This window comes from Flavobacterium sp. CAN_S2 (assembly GCF_015752255.1).
Classification (GTDB): Bacteria; Bacteroidota; Bacteroidia; order Flavobacteriales; family Flavobacteriaceae; genus Flavobacterium.
The window spans coordinates 182,541-200,438 of record NZ_JADOVA010000003.1; the positions used below are offsets into that span (position 1 = coordinate 182,541).

The following is a 17,898-nucleotide window of genomic DNA, read 5'->3' on the forward strand; positions in this document are numbered from 1 at the left end:
TTTTTTACGCCTTTTAGTAAAATAAAAATAATATGCAATTGATTTACAAAAACTTAAATAATTTTTTCACCATATTTTTGTAAATTTACTTCAATAGCTTGAACTGTTTTTATACAAAGGATTTTAAAAACCGCATAAGGAATTTATAGAAAATCAAATCAATTATTTGGCTGCGAAATGAAAGAACTTGTTACATATTTTAAAACCAGAGAAAGTGCTTTGAACCTCATTTTGGAAAAAGCACCCGAATCATATTCTGTAGAAACTTTTCATGAACTCCGCGTTGAAATCAAAAAATTGAAAGCATTATTTGAGTTAACTGCCTTTTGCAAAAAGAACTTTAAACCCAGAAAAACCTTTAAACCTTTCAGCGTTATTTTCAAACAAGCCGGTAAAGTAAGAGAATTTCAACTGCAACAAACCATTATTGAGGAACAGCCCAGTTTTAGTTTACTAAAAAAATATCCGAATCAACTAAAAAAGCTTGAGGCCAAAGAAATACAAAAATTTTTCTTACTTGCAAATAAACGCTTAATCAAAAAGTTAAAAGAAAAGCACCTAGTAATAATTGATTTTCTTGCAAAGACAGGCAAAAAAAAAGTAAATCGGTATCGCAACAAAACGAGAAAAGAGATAAAAAAACTAATCCGTAAAGATATTTTTAAAAAGAATGAAATGCATAATTTTCGGAAACGATTAAAAGTGTACCAATACAATGAGAAAATATTCCCTGTTGACCAATCAAGCAAACTGATTTCAACTCAAACGCTATTATCAGATATGCTTGGAGAATGGCACGATTACGAAGTTGCTATCCTCCATTTGAAAAATACAATCCCATCCTACAAGAAAAATTCTAAAGAAAGAAAACATCTTAAAACTATTAAAGTAGTGGTAACTTTAAAAAGAGAATTGTTATTTCATAAAATTAATGCAACTTTACCTTCTAAGACTTTTTTATAAATATTTTAAACAATTGAATCTTAATTAACTAAAGGAATTATATTCCTTCTTAAATATTTTGAACAGTATGAAACAAATCTTTACGCTATTATTATTTACGTTAATTGGTTGTGGCAGTAATTCTGCTTATAAATCCGAAACGAAAAGCAAAGATTGGGCAATGCTCAACTTTGTAAAAGTAGATAGCCTTAACCCAATCTTAGAACCTCAATTAAATCAAGTTTTTCAATCCCCAATAAGCAACAAACAAGTACATTGGGAAGAACGGAATGTACTTAATCCCTCTGCAATTGTCAAAGACGGAAAAGTATATCTTATCTACAGAGCACAGGACAAGGAAATGACATCAAGATTAGGTCTAGCCATCAGCGAAGACGGGCTGCATTTTAAAAAACAACCGGCACCCATTTTTTATCCAGATAACGACACGATGAAACAGTACGAATGGAAAGGTGGCGTTGAAGATCCAAGAATAATTGAAAGTGAAAACGGAACGTATATCATGACCTATACTTCGTATGATGGCAAAACGGCCCGGCTTTGTTTAGCCAGCTCAAAAGATTTAAAAACATGGACAAAACACGGTTTAGTTTTAAAGGAGGAAAAATACAAAGATTTGTGGTCAAAATCCGGAGCCATCGTTTGTAAACAAAACGGCGACAAAATCACAGCTACAAAAATTAAAGGCAAATACTGGATGTATTTTGGAGATACTGATTTATACTTGGCAACCTCCGAAGATCTTATCCATTGGGAAGTAGCCGAAAACGAAGAAAACAAAAAAATGATTGCCGTTTTACATCCTCGAACGGGTTATTTTGATAGTCGTTTGGTTGAACCTGGTCCTTTTGCTCTAGTCCAAAAAGAAGGTATTGTACTAATTTATAACGGAAGTAATGCCGCCAATTTCAACGATCCAAATTTACCTAAATTCACGTATGCGGCAAGTCAGGCGCTTTTTGACAAAGAAAAGCCCTATAAATTAATAGACCGAATGGAGGATTATTTCATTCATCCTGACAGGCCTTATGAAAAAACAGGCGAAGTAAATGAGGTTTGTTTTGTTGAAGGATTGGTTTATTTTAAAAAACAATGGTTTCTGTATTATGGAACTGCTGATTCAAAAATTGCCGTTGCTGTTAAAAAATAAATATTAATCTCACGTACAAATAAACTCAAAAAATATAATTTACGATGAAACAAAATCGATTCAAATTTATGTTCTTTTTAAATCTAATTCTTGCGTTAGTTGTAATGAACACTACGACTGCGCAAGAAAAGAAAGTAGCGCCGACATCAGCCGAACTATACAAGGAAATCGAACAAATGGACGAGATTATGTTTGAAGCGTTTAACAAAAAAAATTTCGAAAAATTCAAATCTTTATTTACTGAAGATTTAGAATGGTTTCAGGATAATGGTGGATTACTGTCATATGAAACCGTGTTTAACAATTTTTCAAATATGTTTAAAAACGAAAATAAACTGACCCGAAAACTAGTCAAAGGAACGCTGGAAGTTCATCCTATAAAAGACTATGGAGCGATTGAAATTGGCGTTCACGAATTCCGCCACATGGAAAACGGCAAAGAAGAAATTGGAACCTTCAAATTTCTAATGATTTGGAAGAAAAAAGACAATCAATGGAAAATAGCGAGAGTAATCAGTTATGACCATTGATTAAAAAAGTAGTAAAAGCGAGTTCTATTTTTTTTGAAGAATCGAAAAATATATTTTATTTGTTCAAAATCGCACCAATCATCAACGCACATTTCTCACCATCAATAGCGGCAGAAATAATTCCGCCAGCATAACCTGCACCTTCTCCGCAAGGATACAAACCTTTTATTTGAACATGTTCGTATGTTAAAGGATCTCTGGGAATACGTACCGGCGACGATGTTCTAGATTCCGGAGCATGAAGTATCGCTTCATTGGTCAGATAACCGCGCATCGATTTTCCAAATTCAGTAAATCCTTCTCGCAAAATTTGCGTTAAAAATCCAGGAAAAACCTGTCCCATTTCTACAGAAGTTGTCCCGGGAACATAAGATGTTTTAGGAATATCTGATGAAACTCGGTTTTGCGTAAAGTCGATCATGCGTTGTGCAGGAACTTTTTGGCTTTCTCCTGCCAAGTGCCAGGCGCGTTGCTCGATACTTTTTTGGAATTCCATTCCTGCCAAAGCACCAAATTTAGCAAACGGTTTAAAATCTTCCAGTTGTAATTCAATCACAATTCCGGAATTGGCGGTAGCCTGATCCCTTTTAGATGGTGACCAACCATTAGTAACCACTTCACCGGGACTCGTTGCACAAGGCGCAATTACACCGCCGGGACACATACAAAATGAATACATTCCCCTTCCTCCTACTTGTTTCACAATAGAATATGGAGCCGGAGGCAAAAATTCCCCACGATAATCACAACTGTATTGAATACTGTCAATCAAAGACTGAGGATGCTCTGCCCTTACGCCCAAGGCAAAAGGTTTGGCTTCGATAAAAATCTTTTTTCGGTCCAATAATTCGAAAATATCCCGAGCTGAATGTCCCGTGGCTAAAATAATTTTATTAGCAAGAATCGTATCGCCTTTTTGGGTAACAACACCCTGTACTTCATTATTTTTTAGTAAAATATCTGTCAAGCGGGTTTCGAACAGAACCTGTCCGCCAAATTCGATGATTTTCTCCCGAATATCCTGAATAATCTGAGGTAATTTATTAGTTCCAATGTGTGGATGTGCTTCAATCAGAATATCGGCTGAAGCGCCAAAAGCAACAAATAATTCCAAAATTCTGGTTACATCACCTCTTTTTTTAGAACGGGTGTACAGCTTTCCGTCCGAGTAAGTTCCTGCTCCGCCTTCGCCAAAACAATAATTAGAATCTTCGTTCACTAGATGATCAACATTGATGGCTTTCAAATCGCGTCGTCTGCCACGAACATCTTTCCCACGTTCAATAACTATTGGTTTCAACCCTAACTCTATCAATTGTAATGCGGCAAAAAGTCCCGCGGGTCCTGCGCCAACAACAATTACTTCTTGAGCCGAAGAAACGTTTTTATACTCTGGAAGTTGTATTTTTTGCTCTTGAAAAGGTTCTCCCTTCATGAAAATCAATACCTTAAGATTGATTTTAATGGCTTTTTGGCGGGCATCAATCGATCTTTTTAGGATAGAAACATGCTGAATTTCATTTACAGAAACGCTAATTTGTTTGGATAAATGGTTTTTTAACAACAAATCATTTGCTGCAATTTCTGGGGATACTTGTAATAAGAGTTCTTGAGGCATTTTCTAGATTATTCGATTTTTAAATTATTAGACTTTGATAAACCGTCCAACAATCTAGGTACAAAAGTAGTATTTTGTAGTGAATTCTTGTTATTGAAAGTAGATTCCGTTGTTCAACTGTTCAAATTAGCTTGTTTTCAAATTAGACTTTGTAACTTTGTCCTTTAAAACAGGTAACCATTTAAACCGTTAACCGATTAATCTTAGAAAAAATGTCTAGAAAAATAAAATTGATTTGGGATTTTCGTGGACCTGCTTCCGCAAAAACAGCGGAACATCATGAGATTCACTTAAAAGAATATATCGCAATTGAAAAATTACCGTTGAACATTACCGGTTTTGAAATTCAAGGCGAAATGCAAGCCATTGCCTTTATGGTTGTCACCGATGAAAACATGATTCAGGTTCGAGATGCTTTGAAACCGCATCGAGGAGAAATATATACTGAGTAAAACTTTGAAATCCCAGTATCTTAAAAAACTAAAATAAAATCTCCACAATATTGGGACTTAGTGGAATTAAGTAGCACATTTCAAACTTGAATCACTTTAAATCAAGTTTATAATCATTAAATATATAGGTCACGTTGTTTTCCCCAGACAACCTTATGCTCTTAAACTCAACGACCTCGTCATTTTTAACTTCATAATTATAAATATCAATATCTTTAGTGCTTTCTGACGATTCGTAAAATTTACCATCTTCAGTCCACCACTTCCCTTTTTCAGTAAAGGTCTCGACTTCACAATCTTCTTTTGTGGTAAACATTATCATATAAGTGCCATCTCCAAATCTTTGCTGTATCCAATGCTTCTCAACTCCTTCTATCTGTCGATCTTTTTCAAAACCTTTCCAAATACCGATCAACTTATCGTCTTGCTCTTTTTTATCGATTGTAAAACTAAAAACTAAAAGTGAAAATACTGCCAAAGCAACAGTTCTAAAAAATGGAGGTAATTTTTTCATAAATTAATTCGTTGGGATTTCTATTGTTTTCATATAATCATTTAAAAAAGCAAACATAAAAGAATCGACTTGCTTATCCGCTTTAAACTCTGCTTCTTTTGCCTTCAGCGATTCGTTTTTTCTTCCTATACCTGGATTTTCCGAAAGATATAAGCCGTTAGAAAGATCTGACTGAATCGTCTCTTTAAAATCTTTAGCCTTTATTTTATACTCTTCGGTACGCTTAAAATATTTAAAATAATCTCTTCTAAATTTGTGAAACTCTTCTGCATTGAATTTTTTGGATTTAAGATTGACTCCATTTTTTATTTCTATAAGATTGTAGCTTTCATAAATAGAACTGTAACCCATATGAACATATTGCAATATTTTACCTGAAGGACATATTAATAAACCCGAATAATAATTGCATTCAAAATTAGATTTAGTTCCAAAAACATCTTCATAAATAGAGGTTAATAAATAATCAGCCTTGCCGTTGCTGTTTTCTTTATAAATTTTTTTGTAAATATTTTCAACAACGAGTTTTCCATCTAAAAATTTAAAATAAGCGATATAACCTCTCCAATTGGCACTAGAAATACTAGTTCTTAATTTTCCTGGAATTGGATGGTCTTTAAAATAACCTTCTAACGGATTTGATTGTATGGCTAAAGTATCTTCTTTTATAATTAAATAATCCGGAACCTGACTGGTTGCAAATGATTTAAATGATACTAAAAAAATAAAAGCAAAAAACACTTTTAAAAATTTCATAAAACTATCTTAATTAGCAACCTCGCTGATAAATTTGATTCGCATCAGACGCAACTCGTCCAAATCATAATCTCCATCAAATTCTTTTAAGGCAGATTCAATATTATCGGATTCCGATTCCATAAAATAATCATGAATTTCTTCCTGCTGATCATCATCAAGCATATCATCAATCCAGTATTTGATATTTAGTTTAGTTCCAGAATAAACAATCTGTTCCATTTCTTTAATTAGTGCATCCATATTGATTCCTTTGGCGGAAGCAATATCATCTAGAGATAATTTCCTGTCTATGTTTTGAATGATATACAGCTTGTTGACTGAATTGACTCCGGTTGATTTCACCACTAAATCTTCTGGACGAATGATATCATTATCTTCTACGTATTGGCTGATTAATTCTAAAAATTCCTTTCCGTATTTTTTGGCTTTTCCTTCACCAACACCGTGAATATTGATTAATTCTTCCTGAGAAACAGGATACTTCAAGGCCATATCTTCCAGCGATGGATCTTGAAATACTACAAAAGGGGGAACACCGGCTTTTTTAGCCACTTTTTTACGCAAATCACGCAACATGCTCATCAAAACTTCATCAGCAACTCCAGTAGATTTTGAAGCCGTAACTATCGCTTCATCCACTGATTCATTGTACTCATGATCTTCGGACATCATAAACGATTGTGGATTTTTTATAAAATCCAGTCCTTTATCCGTAATTTTCACAATGCCATACGTCTCAATATCTTTCGATAAAAATCCGGCAACTAGCACTTGTCGTAACAAGGCCATCCAATATTTTTCGTCATGATCGGAACCACATCCAAAAAAAGACTGCGTGTCCGTTCTATGTGCTTTGATAACCGCATTGACACGACCAATCAATGTAAAAACAACTTCTTTTGATTTGTATAAATGTTTGGTGTCTCGTACTACTTGCAACAATTTCACTACTTCATCTTTAGCCTCAATTTTAGTTTTCGGATTTCTCACATTGTCATCCATATCAGCGCCTTCGCCTGTAACATCATCAAATTCCTCACCGAAATAATGCAACAGAAACTTTCTTCTGGACATCGAAGTCTCGGCATAAGCAACTACTTCCTGTAACAAAGCAAATCCTATTTCCTGTTCGGCAACTGGTTTCCCCGACATGAATTTTTCTAATTTCTCGACATCTTTATAGGAGTAATAGGCCAGACAATGTCCTTCGCCACCATCACGACCGGCACGACCCGTTTCCTGATAGTAACTTTCAAGTGATTTAGGAATATCATGATGAATTACAAAACGCACATCCGGTTTATCAATTCCCATCCCAAAAGCGATGGTCGCGACCACCACATCAACATCTTCCATAAGAAACATGTCCTGATGTTTGGCTCGGGTTTTAGCATCCAATCCCGCATGATAAGGCACGGCACTGATTCCATTTACCTGCAAAACTTCGGCAATTGCCTCCACTTTTTTGCGGCTCAGGCAATAAATAATACCAGATTTTCCTTTATGTTGCTTGATAAACCGAATAATATCCGATTCGATATTTTTCGTTTTAGTACGTACTTCGTAGTATAAATTAGGTCTGTTGAATGATGCTTTAAAAGTAGTTGCATCAGTCATATCTAAGTTTTTCAGAATATCTTCCTGCACTTTTGGTGTTGCTGTGGCAGTTAAACCAATAATAGGAACATCACCCAATTGCTTGATAATATGTTTTAAATTGCGGTATTCCGGTCTAAAATCATGTCCCCATTCTGAAATACAGTGTGCTTCATCAATGGCTACGAAAGATATCGTGACGTTTTTCAGGAAATTCACATATTCCTCTTTAGTCAATGACTCAGGGGCTACATATAGCAACTTGGTCAATCCGGAAGTAATATCCTTTTTAACTTGGGCAATTTCAGTTTTGGTAAGGGAAGAGTTTAAAACATGCGCCACACCATTTTCAGAAGACAAACTTCTGATGGCATCCACCTGATTTTTCATTAAAGCAATCAAAGGAGAAACCACAATAGCAGTTCCTTCCTGAATTAAAGCAGGCAATTGATAACAAAGTGATTTTCCTCCACCAGTGGGCATGATCACAAATGTATTCTGTTGATTCAGGATGCTTTTTATGACTTGCTCCTGCAATCCTTTAAATTGGCTAAAGCCAAAATACTTCTTTAATTCTTTGTGTATGTCAATTTCGTTTGGATTCATTCTTTATTATGTGGTATTTTGTATAAATTTGCAACACCTAAAGGTACAAATTTCTTTTACACATACAAATTTTAATCATTCTGTTTTGATCACTAAAGAAAATATATTGGCTAGTGCCAAAAAAACTATCTTATCGGAAAGCCAATCTATAGCTAAACTAACTGATTTTCTGGATGAAAACTTTATCGAAGCGACACAAAAAATCTATAATTCGAAAGGACGATTAGTAGTGACAGGAATTGGAAAAAGTGCTATTATTGCCCAAAAAATGGTAGCTTCTTTTAATTCTACCGGAACACCGTCACTTTTTCTGCATGCCGCTGAAGCCATTCACGGTGATTTAGGCATGATTCAAAACGAAGATGTGATCATTTGTATTTCAAAAAGTGGCAACAGCCCTGAAATAAAAGTACTGGTTCCGCTATTGAAACGTTTTGGAAACACCTTAATTGCAATCACCGGAAACATGACGTCTTTTTTAGCTAAAGGTTCTGATTTTGTTCTGAATACCACGGTAGATGCAGAGTCTTGTCCGAATAATTTGGCACCAACAAACTCTACCACTGCACAACTTGTAATGGGTGATGCCCTTGCCGTTTGCCTGATGGAAATGCGCGATTTCAAACCCGAAGATTTTGCCGTCTACCATCCTGGGGGCGCATTGGGTAAAAAATTACTGTTGCGCGTGAAAGACATGTTGGAACACAGCCTAAAACCTATGGTTTCACCGGATGCTTCCATCAAGAAAGTGATTTTCGAAATTTCCGAAAAACGTCTTGGCGTGACCGCAGTGGTTGAAAATAACAAAGTAATCGGAATCATCACCGATGGAGATATTCGCAGAATGTTAAGCGACAGAGACACTTTTGCCGATTTAACCGCCAAAGATATCATGACTAAAAATCCAAAGATGACAACTTCCAGCGCTATGGTAGTGGATGCATTGAATATAATGGAAGATTTTTCCATCACACAATTAGTAGTTGTTGACGACAGTGAATATAAAGGCGTATTGCACTTACACGATATTTTAAAAGAAGGAATAGTATAATGACAAAAAAGAACTTAAACGAGATGTCGTTTTTAGATCATCTTGAAGAATTAAGATGGCTATTAGTTAGAAGCACAGTTGCAATATTAATCTTGGCCACCGTAACATTTTTTGTGAGTGACTACATTTTTGATGTTGTTATTTTTGGTCCTACAAATGCTAATTTCATAACCTATCGCTTCTTTTGCGACCTTTCCAATCAATTGGGTTTTGCTGAAAGCATCTGTGTGACAGATATGCCTTTTATTATCCAAAATACAAATATGGAAGGCCAAATCAACGTTTTGATTTGGACCTGTATCACCGCAGGTTTCATTCTGGGCTTTCCCTTTATACTGTGGGAAGTTTGGAAATTCATAAGCCCTGCATTATACGATTCAGAGAAAAAACATGCGAAACTTTTTATTTTTTCGTCTTCGTTACTCTTCTTTCTGGGCGTACTTTTCGGATATTATGTAATTGTACCCATGTCCGTCAACTTTTTCGCGACATTCACCATCAGTGATGTTGTCAAGAACCAGTTTAGTATTGATTCGTATATAGGACTGGTAAAAACAAGTGTTATAGCTTGTGGGTTGTTCTTCGAATTACCAATAATCATCTATTTCCTGACCAAACTAGGGTTAGTAACGCCAGATTTCTTAAGGAAATACTGGAAATATGCCGTAATTATCATTCTGATTGTGGCCGCAATTGTAACGCCTCCAGATGTGGTTAGCCAAATCATTGTAACCATTCCGATGTTGTTAATTTATGAAGCGAGTATCTTAATTTCAAAAATAGTAGTAAAAAATCAAAAAAAAGTAAATGGCTGATATAATAGAAGAATTCAACGAATATCGTTCTAGAATGAACGAAAAATTATTGGCAGACAATAATAAAATTGTAAAACGTATCTTTAATTTAGACACCAATGCATACGCCGCAGGAGCTTTGGACGTAAAAACTAAAGAATTACTGGGATTAGTGGCTTCGGCAGTTTTAAGATGCGATGACTGCGTAAAATACCATTTGGAAACCAGCCATAAAGAAGGCGTTACCAAAGAAGAAATGATGGAAGCTATGGGAATTGCAACCCTTGTGGGCGGAACAATCGTAGTACCACATTTACGTAGAGCCTATGAATTCTGGGAAGCATTGGAAGAAACTGCAACCAAATAATTTGTTAAGAAGTTCAATCGTTTAATTGTTTATTCGTTTATTTGACACGAGTAAGCAATTAAACGAATAAGCAGTTCTGCAGTTAAACGATTAAACCAAAAAAAATGAAATTAAGAGCCGAAAATCTGATTAAAACCTATAAAGGACGCAGTGTTGTCAAAGGCATTTCGGTGGAAGTGAATCAAGGCGAAATCGTTGGACTTTTAGGGCCAAATGGTGCCGGAAAAACGACTTCCTTTTATATGATTGTAGGATTGGTTAAGCCAAATTCAGGCAATATATTCTTGGATGATTTGAACATTACGGATTACCCGATGTACAAAAGAGCACAGCAGGGAATTGGATATTTAGCTCAAGAAGCTTCTGTTTTCAGAAAACTAAGTATTGAAGATAATATCCTTAGTGTCCTACAATTAACAAAACTATCCAAAGCCGAGCAAGAAGCAAAAATGGAAAGCTTAATTGCCGAATTTAGCTTAGAACACATTCGCACTAACAGAGGTGACTTACTTTCCGGTGGAGAACGTCGTCGTACTGAAATTGCACGTTGTCTGGCCACCGATCCAAAATTCATCTTGTTAGATGAACCTTTTGCTGGTGTCGACCCAGTTGCCGTAGAGGATATTCAGAGAATTGTAGCCCAGCTAAAAAATAAAAATATCGGTATTCTTATCACCGATCACAACGTACAGGAAACCTTGGCGATTACGGACAAAACCTACCTTATGTTTGAAGGAGGAATCCTGAAAGCAGGTATTCCGGAAGAACTTGTAGAAGATGAAATGGTACGTCGCGTATATCTTGGGCAAAATTTTGAGTTGAGAAAGAAGAAATTGGAGTTTTAAAAAAAGTGGTCAGTGGTCAGTCTTAAATACAGTGGTCAGTACTCAACGTTTATTTTTAAAAACAATAATTATGAAATTCCAAGACTTATTAGCGTATCAGAAATCATTTTCTTTAGCGATGAAAATCTTTGAAATAACAAAATCATTCCCAAAAGAAGAAATGTATTCTTTGACAGACCAAATCAGACGTTCTTCTAGAAGTGTACCAGCTAATATTGCAGAAGCCTATAGAAAAAGAGTTTATCCTAAACATTTTCATAGTAAATTAACTGATTCCGATGCTGAAAACTCAGAAACTCAAGTTTGGCTGGAATTTGCGATGAAATGTAATTATATCAATGAAAATACCCATAGTGAGTTATTAAATGAAAGTAATGAAGTTGGTAAACTAATAAATTACATGATTTTAAATCCTCAAAAGTTCGGAGTTAGCGTTTAGAAATATCAACTGAATACTGATATCTGATCACTGAATACTGATCACTGAATACTAAAACTACTCCACCGTAATAAATTGCAATTGCTGTAAATCACCATTGTAAATATTCACATCTACCTTCCCTTTTATACCAGGAACAGATGCTTTTTCTGTGAATTGCCAAAACAGCCAATCTTCACCAATTTCTTCCCGATAAAAATTATAATTCGCAATCCAAAAAAGGTAATCGCTGAATTCTTCTTTTAAAAAATCATCATAATAACGCTCGCCAGTGTAGATAATCGGTTTGACTCCGTAATGAGACTCAACTGCCTGCAGCCATCTCTTTAATCCCAATTTAAGATTGGCAACAGACTGATTTTTAGGTAATTTTTCTATATCTAAAACAGGTGGTAAATCCCCTTTTTCAAGCGTGACGGTTTTAATAAAAAGTTCAGCTTGCTCCAATGAATTCTCGTTTGGGCGGTAATAGTGATAGGCTCCCCGAATCATTTTATTTTCTTTGGCGCCAAGCCAGTTCCGTTCAAATTTTCGATCTTTTCTGTCTTTTCCAACCGTAGCGCGGATAAAAACATAGTGCAATGGGTACTTTTGTTCTAAAGTATCCACATACGACCAACTGATTTTTCCCTGATATTCTGAAACATCTATACCAATACTTTTACCCTGATGTTTTTCCAGAACTTGAAAATTCCGAACATCCGAAATGCGTTTAGCCTCTCGGTCCGCTCTAATGATTTTATCCGATTTAAAACCCAAATAATAAGACAAACCATTTCGATAATGAAAACCGACCCCAAGTAGCACAACAATCAAAAAAGTGACTATTGAATAGCGAAATAGCTTCCCCGAGAAAAAAGTAGCTTTCTTTTTGGGTCTACGAACTGAGCTTGGCTTTCTTCGAACGGGCTGTTTTCTCATTCAAAAGATTACTTTTTAAGTACTTTATTATTCAGAACCGACAGTAGAACGTAAAATAGAATCAACAACGGAATTCCTAAATAGCGAAAGAAAATCAGTAACAAAAGTGAGCAAGTCAAAAAGATAACTTGAAGTGTATTTTCTTTAAAACTAAACTTCTTGATTTTTAGAGAAAACAGTGGAATTTCAGCATTCAGCATATACGCACTCAAAACCGTCAGAACCAAAAGAAACCACGGATTAGTCAGGAGTTCGATAATAATTAATGAGTCAGTATATTTCAACACCAATGGCAGACTTAGGATGAAGAGTGCATTAGCAGGTGTTGGCAAACCAATGAAAGAATCCGTTTGACGAGTATCAATATTAAAATTTGCCAGGCGATAACAAGATCCCAAAGCAATTATAAAACCTAAATAAGGAAAAAACTGCAAGTGACCAGCCGCTGCGGTTGAAGCATGGCTAATCATCATTTGAAACATTACTAAACCCGGAACAACACCGCTGGTAACCATGTCTGCCAAAGAATCCAACTGCAATCCCAGCGGACTGGAAACGTTGAACAATCGGGCAAAAAAACCATCAAAAAAATCCAAAAATATACCCAGACAAACAAAATAAAAGGCCATTTCAAAATCTTGATTGAAAGCAAATACCAACGCGATACAACCACAAAAAAGATTAAGGAGCGTAATCAAATTCGGGATATGTTTTTTAATAGTCATCATAATACAGTTTAAGGAATCAAAGTTGGCAAATTTAGCATAATAAATGGTTGCCATGGATATTTTTCAATAGAGATTTTTAGAGATAGTTTTAGCGTAGCCCTGTCAGGGTTTTGAACCCTGACAGGGCTGTCCCATAAACAACATCACGAATTCAAACTACATTCCTTATCTGTTGCACACATTACACTCTCAATTTATTTAAGGAATAAAATAACTATCCGAAAAATTAATAAAAATCCGATGTGGACATGCTAACTTAACCTTCACAGAAAGTTAAGAATCAAATCTTAATTTTAACCTATGAAACAAGTACGCAAAATTTATGAGAAAGCTTTTAAAGAGAAAGCAGTTCAATTGAGTTATGATAGAACAAACGTATCAGAACTTGCCAGAGATAGGAGTAACAGCCCCACAGTTGTACAAATGGCGAAAAAAATTCGAAGAGTTTGGTGTTGGAAGTTTTCCTGGAAAAGGAAATTTTAAAACTAACTCCGCAGTATGAGTCGTAAAGAAAACTGCTGGGATAATGCTGTAGCCGATAAACTTCTTTAAATCTTTGAAAACTGAATTGATCTATGGAAGCAAACTGATTTCTAAAGAACAAATGAAATTAGAAATCTTTGAATATATTGAAATTTGGTACAACCGAAAAAGAAGACATTCTGCTTTAAATTACAAAAACATTAAAGAATTTAACAATCAAATTAATTACAAAAATGTAGTTTACCATAATTTGCAGTTTTTATTTGCATATCCATGCTCCTGCAAGATTACCTTCTTCGTTTCTGTAGAAGCCATTTTCAAGGTGAGCGTCAAAATCCGCCCATTTGAAATTTGCGACTTTCCGACCTAAAAATACAGCGTCACTAATTAGGAAAAATTTGTCTTTCTTGAATTGATAGCCAGTTTTGCTGCAGCATAACCACAATCAGTACCATCTATAATAACCGAAGCATAAACGTAATTATAGTCAAAAGTAGCTTCTACTAATCCAGATTCGCAATGAACAAATTGTATTATAGCATGAAATAAGTGGATCAATAGTTTAATTCTTTCCGATACCATTAAAGAAAAATACAAATTTTAATATTATTTGCAAAAACTCATCTTTACTCTCAGTCTATTATATCTTAAAACTTATATTGTTGAAGTACTTTAAATAAAATAATCTTATTAAAAATCAGTATAACCTTTACTCGTAATTAAATATTAATAATTTTATTTCTTTTAACTATTATATAACCGTGTGATTAGATTGTCGATTGGTGATCTTATAAAAGAACTTACCTTGTAACCTCTTTTATTCGCTTCTTGTAAAATATCTTCTTGTAAAAAATAGGCAATAGTTCCAACAAAATGCAATGGTACTTTTTTAAGCTCTTTAGCATAAGGAATTATTAAATTTTCAAAAATCTCGAAAACTCCCTTATCAATTATTTCTTTTATGAATGGATGGGATCTGTTTTCTATTATAAAGACAGCAAATTGAGCTAAATAGCCGCTAACATTTTCTTTCTCATATAAATGTTCCAAAACAACATTCTCATTAAGATTAAATGCCTTTGCAAATTTGTTTTGTAATATTAAAGGCATCTTTGCAAAAAAGAAAGCCCTTAACAATTCTTTTCCAAAATAATTACCACTACCATCATCCATAATCAAGAAACCTAAAGAAGTAATCCTTCTTTCTATTACATCTCCATCATAATAGCAGCTATTAGATCCAGTACCTACAATACATATAACTCCAGGTTTATCTGTGGTTCCGTGCACAGCTGCGACTAAGTCCTCTTCAACTTTTATTATCGCATTTGGGAAGACGCCTGTAAGAATGTCTTTGATTCCATCTTTAGATTTTTGATCACCGCATCCCGCTCCATAAAAATTAACCTTCGTAATGGTTTCTTTCATTTGAATTATTTCAGTGGATTGCTCTATAATCTGTATTATCTGCTTAGGATTTAAAAGTTTAGGATTTATTCCTTTCGTTCTTGATTTAAAAATGATTCCTTTTTCTTCATCTACCAAAATCCAATCGCATTTTGTCGATCCGCTATCTGCCGTTAATGTCATGATGTTACTGTTGTAATTCGTTTATGATTTGTTTACTAAATCCATATATGTTGTTTATATGGTTATAAATAGTTGCTAGTTGAATAAACACACTTTGGCAACTTTTTTTTGATTTGCTAATGACCGTAAACTCTACAATTATTTTATTTTTAAGCTGAAGATTGCAATTAATGCTAAGCCATCCGTTTGGATAATATATAATCAACCTTGAGGATTCATCCTGCAGATAAACATCAAACTCTCCTGAAACCCAATTTATAAGTTTAAGATACATTTCAACAGTTCCAACAGATTTTTTTTGAATCAGCTTATAGTACGGATCTTCATATATAATATCTATTTTGTCTTCCATAATAAATTTAAATTAAGACTTTCCTATAGTCTGCAATAATTACAAACTAGTCCAATTAAAACAACATCTAATATTCCCACCGAACAAAAGCTTCCATCGCAGCATAATGAGATAATCCTAATTCATCATACAAATCAGCCGTTTCTTTATTTCGATCTTCAGCACGTTGCCAAAACTCTCTACTATCTGCTCCTTGAAACACTACTCCGTCTTTTTGTGATTGATGCTTAAATATCCCTTTTCGTTTTTCTAATACTTGATCGGGGCCCATAGGTACTGCCATTTCTATCTCATCAATTCCCCATTCTTGCCAAGCACCTCTGTAGAGCCAAACCCAACAATCATTCATGAATTTTTTGGGTTTTAAACGTTTCACAGCTTCAAAAATCGCATCTAAACATACCTTATGAGTCCCATGTGGGTCAGCCAAATCTCCTGCTGCATAAATTTGATGTGGTTTTATTTTTTCGATAAGATCCATCGTAATTTGAATATCTTCTTCTCCAATAGGATTTTTTTCAATAGTGCCTGTTTCATAAAACGGTAGTTCCATAAAGTGGATTTGATCATCTGGAATGCCGATATAATGGCTTGTTGATCTTGCTTCTCCTTTTCGTATCAATCCTTTGATGTATCTAACCTCTTCTATATCAACTTCACTCGCTTTTTTGTTTTTAAGAAATGTTATAGCTTTTTTATAAATGTTCTCTGCCTCAGGACTTTTAATGCTAAACTTATCATTATAATCGCAAACAAAGCTGGCAAATCTTAAGGCTTCATCATCGGCCACAGCTATATTTCCCGAAGTTTGATAACCAACATGTACCTCATGACCTTGCTCATGTAATCTCTTAAATGTTCCCCCCATACTAATAATATCATCGTCTGGATGTGGGCTAAAAATTAGAACACGTTTTTTGGCAGGTTCCGCGCGCTCTGGTCGTTTACTATCATCTGCATGAGGCTTTCCACCTGGCCATCCTGTAATGGTATTTTGTAGTTTGTTAAATATTTTGATGTTTATATCATAAGCTGGTCCTGAATCTGCAAGTAAATCGCTCATTCCATTTTCTATGTAATCAGCATCGGTAAGCATTAAAATAGGTTTCTTTAAATTGAGCGCTAAACCTAAAGCAGCTTTTCTTATAAGTTTATCCGTCCAAACAATTTTTTCTACTAACCAAGGTGTATTAATCCGTATTAGTTTTGATGCTGCTTCTTTATCTAAAACAAAAGTGGCATTTTTATGTTCTTGCAAAAACGATGCAGGAACTAAATTAGTGACTGGTCCTTCTGTAGATGCTTTTATAATATTCGCTTTGCCTTCACCCCATGCCATAAGGATTACCCTTTTGGCTTCCATAATTTTTTTAATCCCCAAAGTAATGGCTGTTCTAGGGGTATTATCTAGACCTGAAAAATCATTACTTGCAGCTACTCTTGTAATATGATCTAAAGCCACCAATCGTGTCCTAGAATTCTGTAACGATCCTGATTCATTGAATCCTATATGCCCGTTCCCTCCGATTCCTAGTATTTGCAGATCTATTCCTCCCAAAGCTTCAATTTTAGCTTCATAAGTGGCGCAAAAATCTGCTATTTCTTCTTTTGACAATGTTCCATCAGGAATATGAATATTTTCGGGTAAAATATCAACTTGATTAAATAATAATTCTTTCATAAATCGCACATAGCTATTTATGGAATCTTTCTCCATAGGATAGTACTCATCTAAATTGAAAGTAACTACATTTTTAAAACTCAACCCTTCTTCTTTGTGTAAACGCACTAATTCTGCATACAATCCTTTTGGAGAAGAGCCTGTTGCCAATCCTAATATGCATGGTTGTTTTTGAGTTTGTTTTACTCTTATAAGGTCTGCAATTTCTTTGGCAACTTCTTTTGATGCAGTTTTTGAATTTTGATAAACCACCGTACCTATATTCTCAAATCGTTTTTCAAAGCCTGTGGCTTTATCTATATCACTCTTTAACATGACTTTATTTTTTTAGTTTATATTTTTCTTTATTTTTTTATTCTTAACCACTTTAATAATGGTCTACTCGTATAACGAAAAACAGATATTATAATAACAAGGAATAAACCCCGTAAATACTTAATCTAATTACTGAACTAGAGT

At 34.7% G+C, this 17,898-nt stretch carries 19 protein-coding genes and 1 pseudogene; 10 read left to right on the forward strand and 10 right to left on the reverse strand.

Annotated features, from left to right (window positions below):
* The first annotated feature begins 177 nt into the window (after positions 1 to 177).
* From IWX80_RS10635 to IWX80_RS10645, 3 genes are all read left to right on the forward strand, one after another.
* The gene (locus tag IWX80_RS10635; protein ID WP_196853418.1) at positions 178 to 963 is read left to right on the forward strand and encodes a CHAD domain-containing protein; all 786 of its coding nucleotides are present in this window, start codon (positions 178 to 180) and stop codon (positions 961 to 963) included.
* 67 nt (positions 964 to 1,030) lie between these two features.
* A complete protein-coding gene (locus IWX80_RS10640; RefSeq protein ID WP_196853419.1) occupies positions 1,031 to 2,113 on the forward strand; it encodes a glycoside hydrolase family 130 protein in 1,083 nt (360 codons plus the stop codon).
* 44 nt (positions 2,114 to 2,157) lie between these two features.
* Complete coding sequence (locus IWX80_RS10645) at positions 2,158 to 2,643, forward strand: nuclear transport factor 2 family protein (protein WP_196853420.1); 486 nt, start codon at positions 2,158 to 2,160, stop codon at positions 2,641 to 2,643.
* A gap of 55 nt (positions 2,644 to 2,698) precedes the next feature.
* On the opposite strand, the gene IWX80_RS10650 is transcribed toward IWX80_RS10645, so the two are convergent.
* On the reverse strand, positions 2,699 to 4,261 hold the full coding sequence (locus IWX80_RS10650) for an NAD(P)/FAD-dependent oxidoreductase (protein ID WP_196853421.1): 1,563 nt from the start codon (positions 4,259 to 4,261) through the stop codon (positions 2,699 to 2,701).
* 212 nt (positions 4,262 to 4,473) lie between these two features.
* Here IWX80_RS10650 and IWX80_RS10655 point away from each other — a divergent pair, with 212 nt between their 5' ends.
* The gene (locus IWX80_RS10655) at positions 4,474 to 4,713 is read left to right on the forward strand and encodes a hypothetical protein (protein ID WP_196853422.1); all 240 of its coding nucleotides are present in this window, start codon (positions 4,474 to 4,476) and stop codon (positions 4,711 to 4,713) included.
* A 91-nt stretch (positions 4,714 to 4,804) separates the two neighbouring features.
* Here IWX80_RS10655 and IWX80_RS10660 read toward each other — a convergent pair whose 3' ends face one another.
* The 3 genes from IWX80_RS10660 to recQ are packed head-to-tail and all read right to left on the reverse strand — an operon-like array spanning position 4,805 to position 8,188.
* Positions 4,805 to 5,227: a hypothetical protein gene (locus IWX80_RS10660; protein ID WP_196853423.1), complete on the reverse strand. Its 423-nt coding sequence runs from the start codon at positions 5,225 to 5,227 to the stop codon at positions 4,805 to 4,807.
* Between the two features lie 3 nt (positions 5,228 to 5,230).
* Positions 5,231 to 5,983, reverse strand: coding sequence for a hypothetical protein (locus tag IWX80_RS10665; protein WP_196853424.1), 753 nt, complete (start codon positions 5,981 to 5,983; stop codon positions 5,231 to 5,233).
* A gap of 9 nt (positions 5,984 to 5,992) precedes the next feature.
* The gene (gene recQ, locus IWX80_RS10670) at positions 5,993 to 8,188 is read right to left on the reverse strand and encodes a DNA helicase RecQ (RefSeq protein ID WP_196853425.1); all 2,196 of its coding nucleotides are present in this window, start codon (positions 8,186 to 8,188) and stop codon (positions 5,993 to 5,995) included.
* Between the two features lie 85 nt (positions 8,189 to 8,273).
* Between recQ and IWX80_RS10675 the strand changes: the two genes are divergently transcribed.
* The 5 genes from IWX80_RS10675 to IWX80_RS10695 all read left to right on the forward strand — a co-directional run bounded on the left by IWX80_RS10675 (position 8,274) and on the right by IWX80_RS10695 (position 11,684).
* On the forward strand, positions 8,274 to 9,239 hold the full coding sequence (locus tag IWX80_RS10675) for a KpsF/GutQ family sugar-phosphate isomerase (protein WP_196853426.1): 966 nt from the start codon (positions 8,274 to 8,276) through the stop codon (positions 9,237 to 9,239).
* Positions 9,239 to 10,054, forward strand: coding sequence for a twin-arginine translocase subunit TatC (tatC, locus tag IWX80_RS10680; RefSeq protein ID WP_113635307.1), 816 nt, complete (start codon positions 9,239 to 9,241; stop codon positions 10,052 to 10,054). The genes IWX80_RS10675 and tatC overlap by 1 nt, the downstream gene beginning before the upstream one ends.
* The gene (locus tag IWX80_RS10685) at positions 10,047 to 10,400 is read left to right on the forward strand and encodes a carboxymuconolactone decarboxylase family protein (protein ID WP_113635309.1); all 354 of its coding nucleotides are present in this window, start codon (positions 10,047 to 10,049) and stop codon (positions 10,398 to 10,400) included. The genes tatC and IWX80_RS10685 overlap by 8 nt, the downstream gene beginning before the upstream one ends.
* A gap of 104 nt (positions 10,401 to 10,504) precedes the next feature.
* On the forward strand, positions 10,505 to 11,245 hold the full coding sequence (gene lptB, locus IWX80_RS10690) for an LPS export ABC transporter ATP-binding protein (protein WP_113635311.1): 741 nt from the start codon (positions 10,505 to 10,507) through the stop codon (positions 11,243 to 11,245).
* A 70-nt stretch (positions 11,246 to 11,315) separates the two neighbouring features.
* Positions 11,316 to 11,684 (forward strand): four helix bundle protein, encoded by a 369-nt coding sequence (locus tag IWX80_RS10695; RefSeq protein WP_196853427.1) that lies wholly within the window; start codon positions 11,316 to 11,318, stop codon positions 11,682 to 11,684.
* Between the two features lie 57 nt (positions 11,685 to 11,741).
* On the opposite strand, the gene IWX80_RS10700 is transcribed toward IWX80_RS10695, so the two are convergent.
* Positions 11,742 to 12,605: a glycoside hydrolase family 25 protein gene (locus IWX80_RS10700; RefSeq protein WP_196853428.1), complete on the reverse strand. Its 864-nt coding sequence runs from the start codon at positions 12,603 to 12,605 to the stop codon at positions 11,742 to 11,744.
* Between the two features lie 8 nt (positions 12,606 to 12,613).
* Positions 12,614 to 13,330, reverse strand: a complete 717-nt coding sequence (locus tag IWX80_RS10705) for a CDP-alcohol phosphatidyltransferase family protein (RefSeq protein WP_196853606.1) — start codon at positions 13,328 to 13,330, stop codon at positions 12,614 to 12,616.
* A 495-nt stretch (positions 13,331 to 13,825) separates the two neighbouring features.
* On the opposite strand from IWX80_RS10705, the pseudogene IWX80_RS17010 reads away from it, so the two are divergent.
* Positions 13,826 to 14,027 (forward strand): annotated as a pseudogene (locus IWX80_RS17010) (IS3 family transposase); the annotation flags it as partial.
* Between the two features lie 176 nt (positions 14,028 to 14,203).
* On the opposite strand, the gene IWX80_RS10715 reads toward IWX80_RS17010, so the two are convergent.
* The 4 genes from IWX80_RS10715 to nagB form a co-directional block, all read right to left on the reverse strand.
* The gene (locus IWX80_RS10715) at positions 14,204 to 14,374 is read right to left on the reverse strand and encodes a hypothetical protein (RefSeq protein ID WP_196853430.1); all 171 of its coding nucleotides are present in this window, start codon (positions 14,372 to 14,374) and stop codon (positions 14,204 to 14,206) included.
* Positions 14,375 to 14,560: 186 nt separating this feature from the next.
* Positions 14,561 to 15,406: a BadF/BadG/BcrA/BcrD ATPase family protein gene (locus IWX80_RS10720; RefSeq protein WP_196853431.1), complete on the reverse strand. Its 846-nt coding sequence runs from the start codon at positions 15,404 to 15,406 to the stop codon at positions 14,561 to 14,563.
* Between the two features lie 4 nt (positions 15,407 to 15,410).
* Positions 15,411 to 15,758: a hypothetical protein gene (locus IWX80_RS10725; protein ID WP_196853432.1), complete on the reverse strand. Its 348-nt coding sequence runs from the start codon at positions 15,756 to 15,758 to the stop codon at positions 15,411 to 15,413.
* Positions 15,759 to 15,825: 67 nt separating this feature from the next.
* The gene (gene nagB / locus IWX80_RS10730) at positions 15,826 to 17,754 is read right to left on the reverse strand and encodes a glucosamine-6-phosphate deaminase (protein WP_196853433.1); all 1,929 of its coding nucleotides are present in this window, start codon (positions 17,752 to 17,754) and stop codon (positions 15,826 to 15,828) included.
* Positions 17,755 to 17,898: the final 144 nt, after the last annotated feature.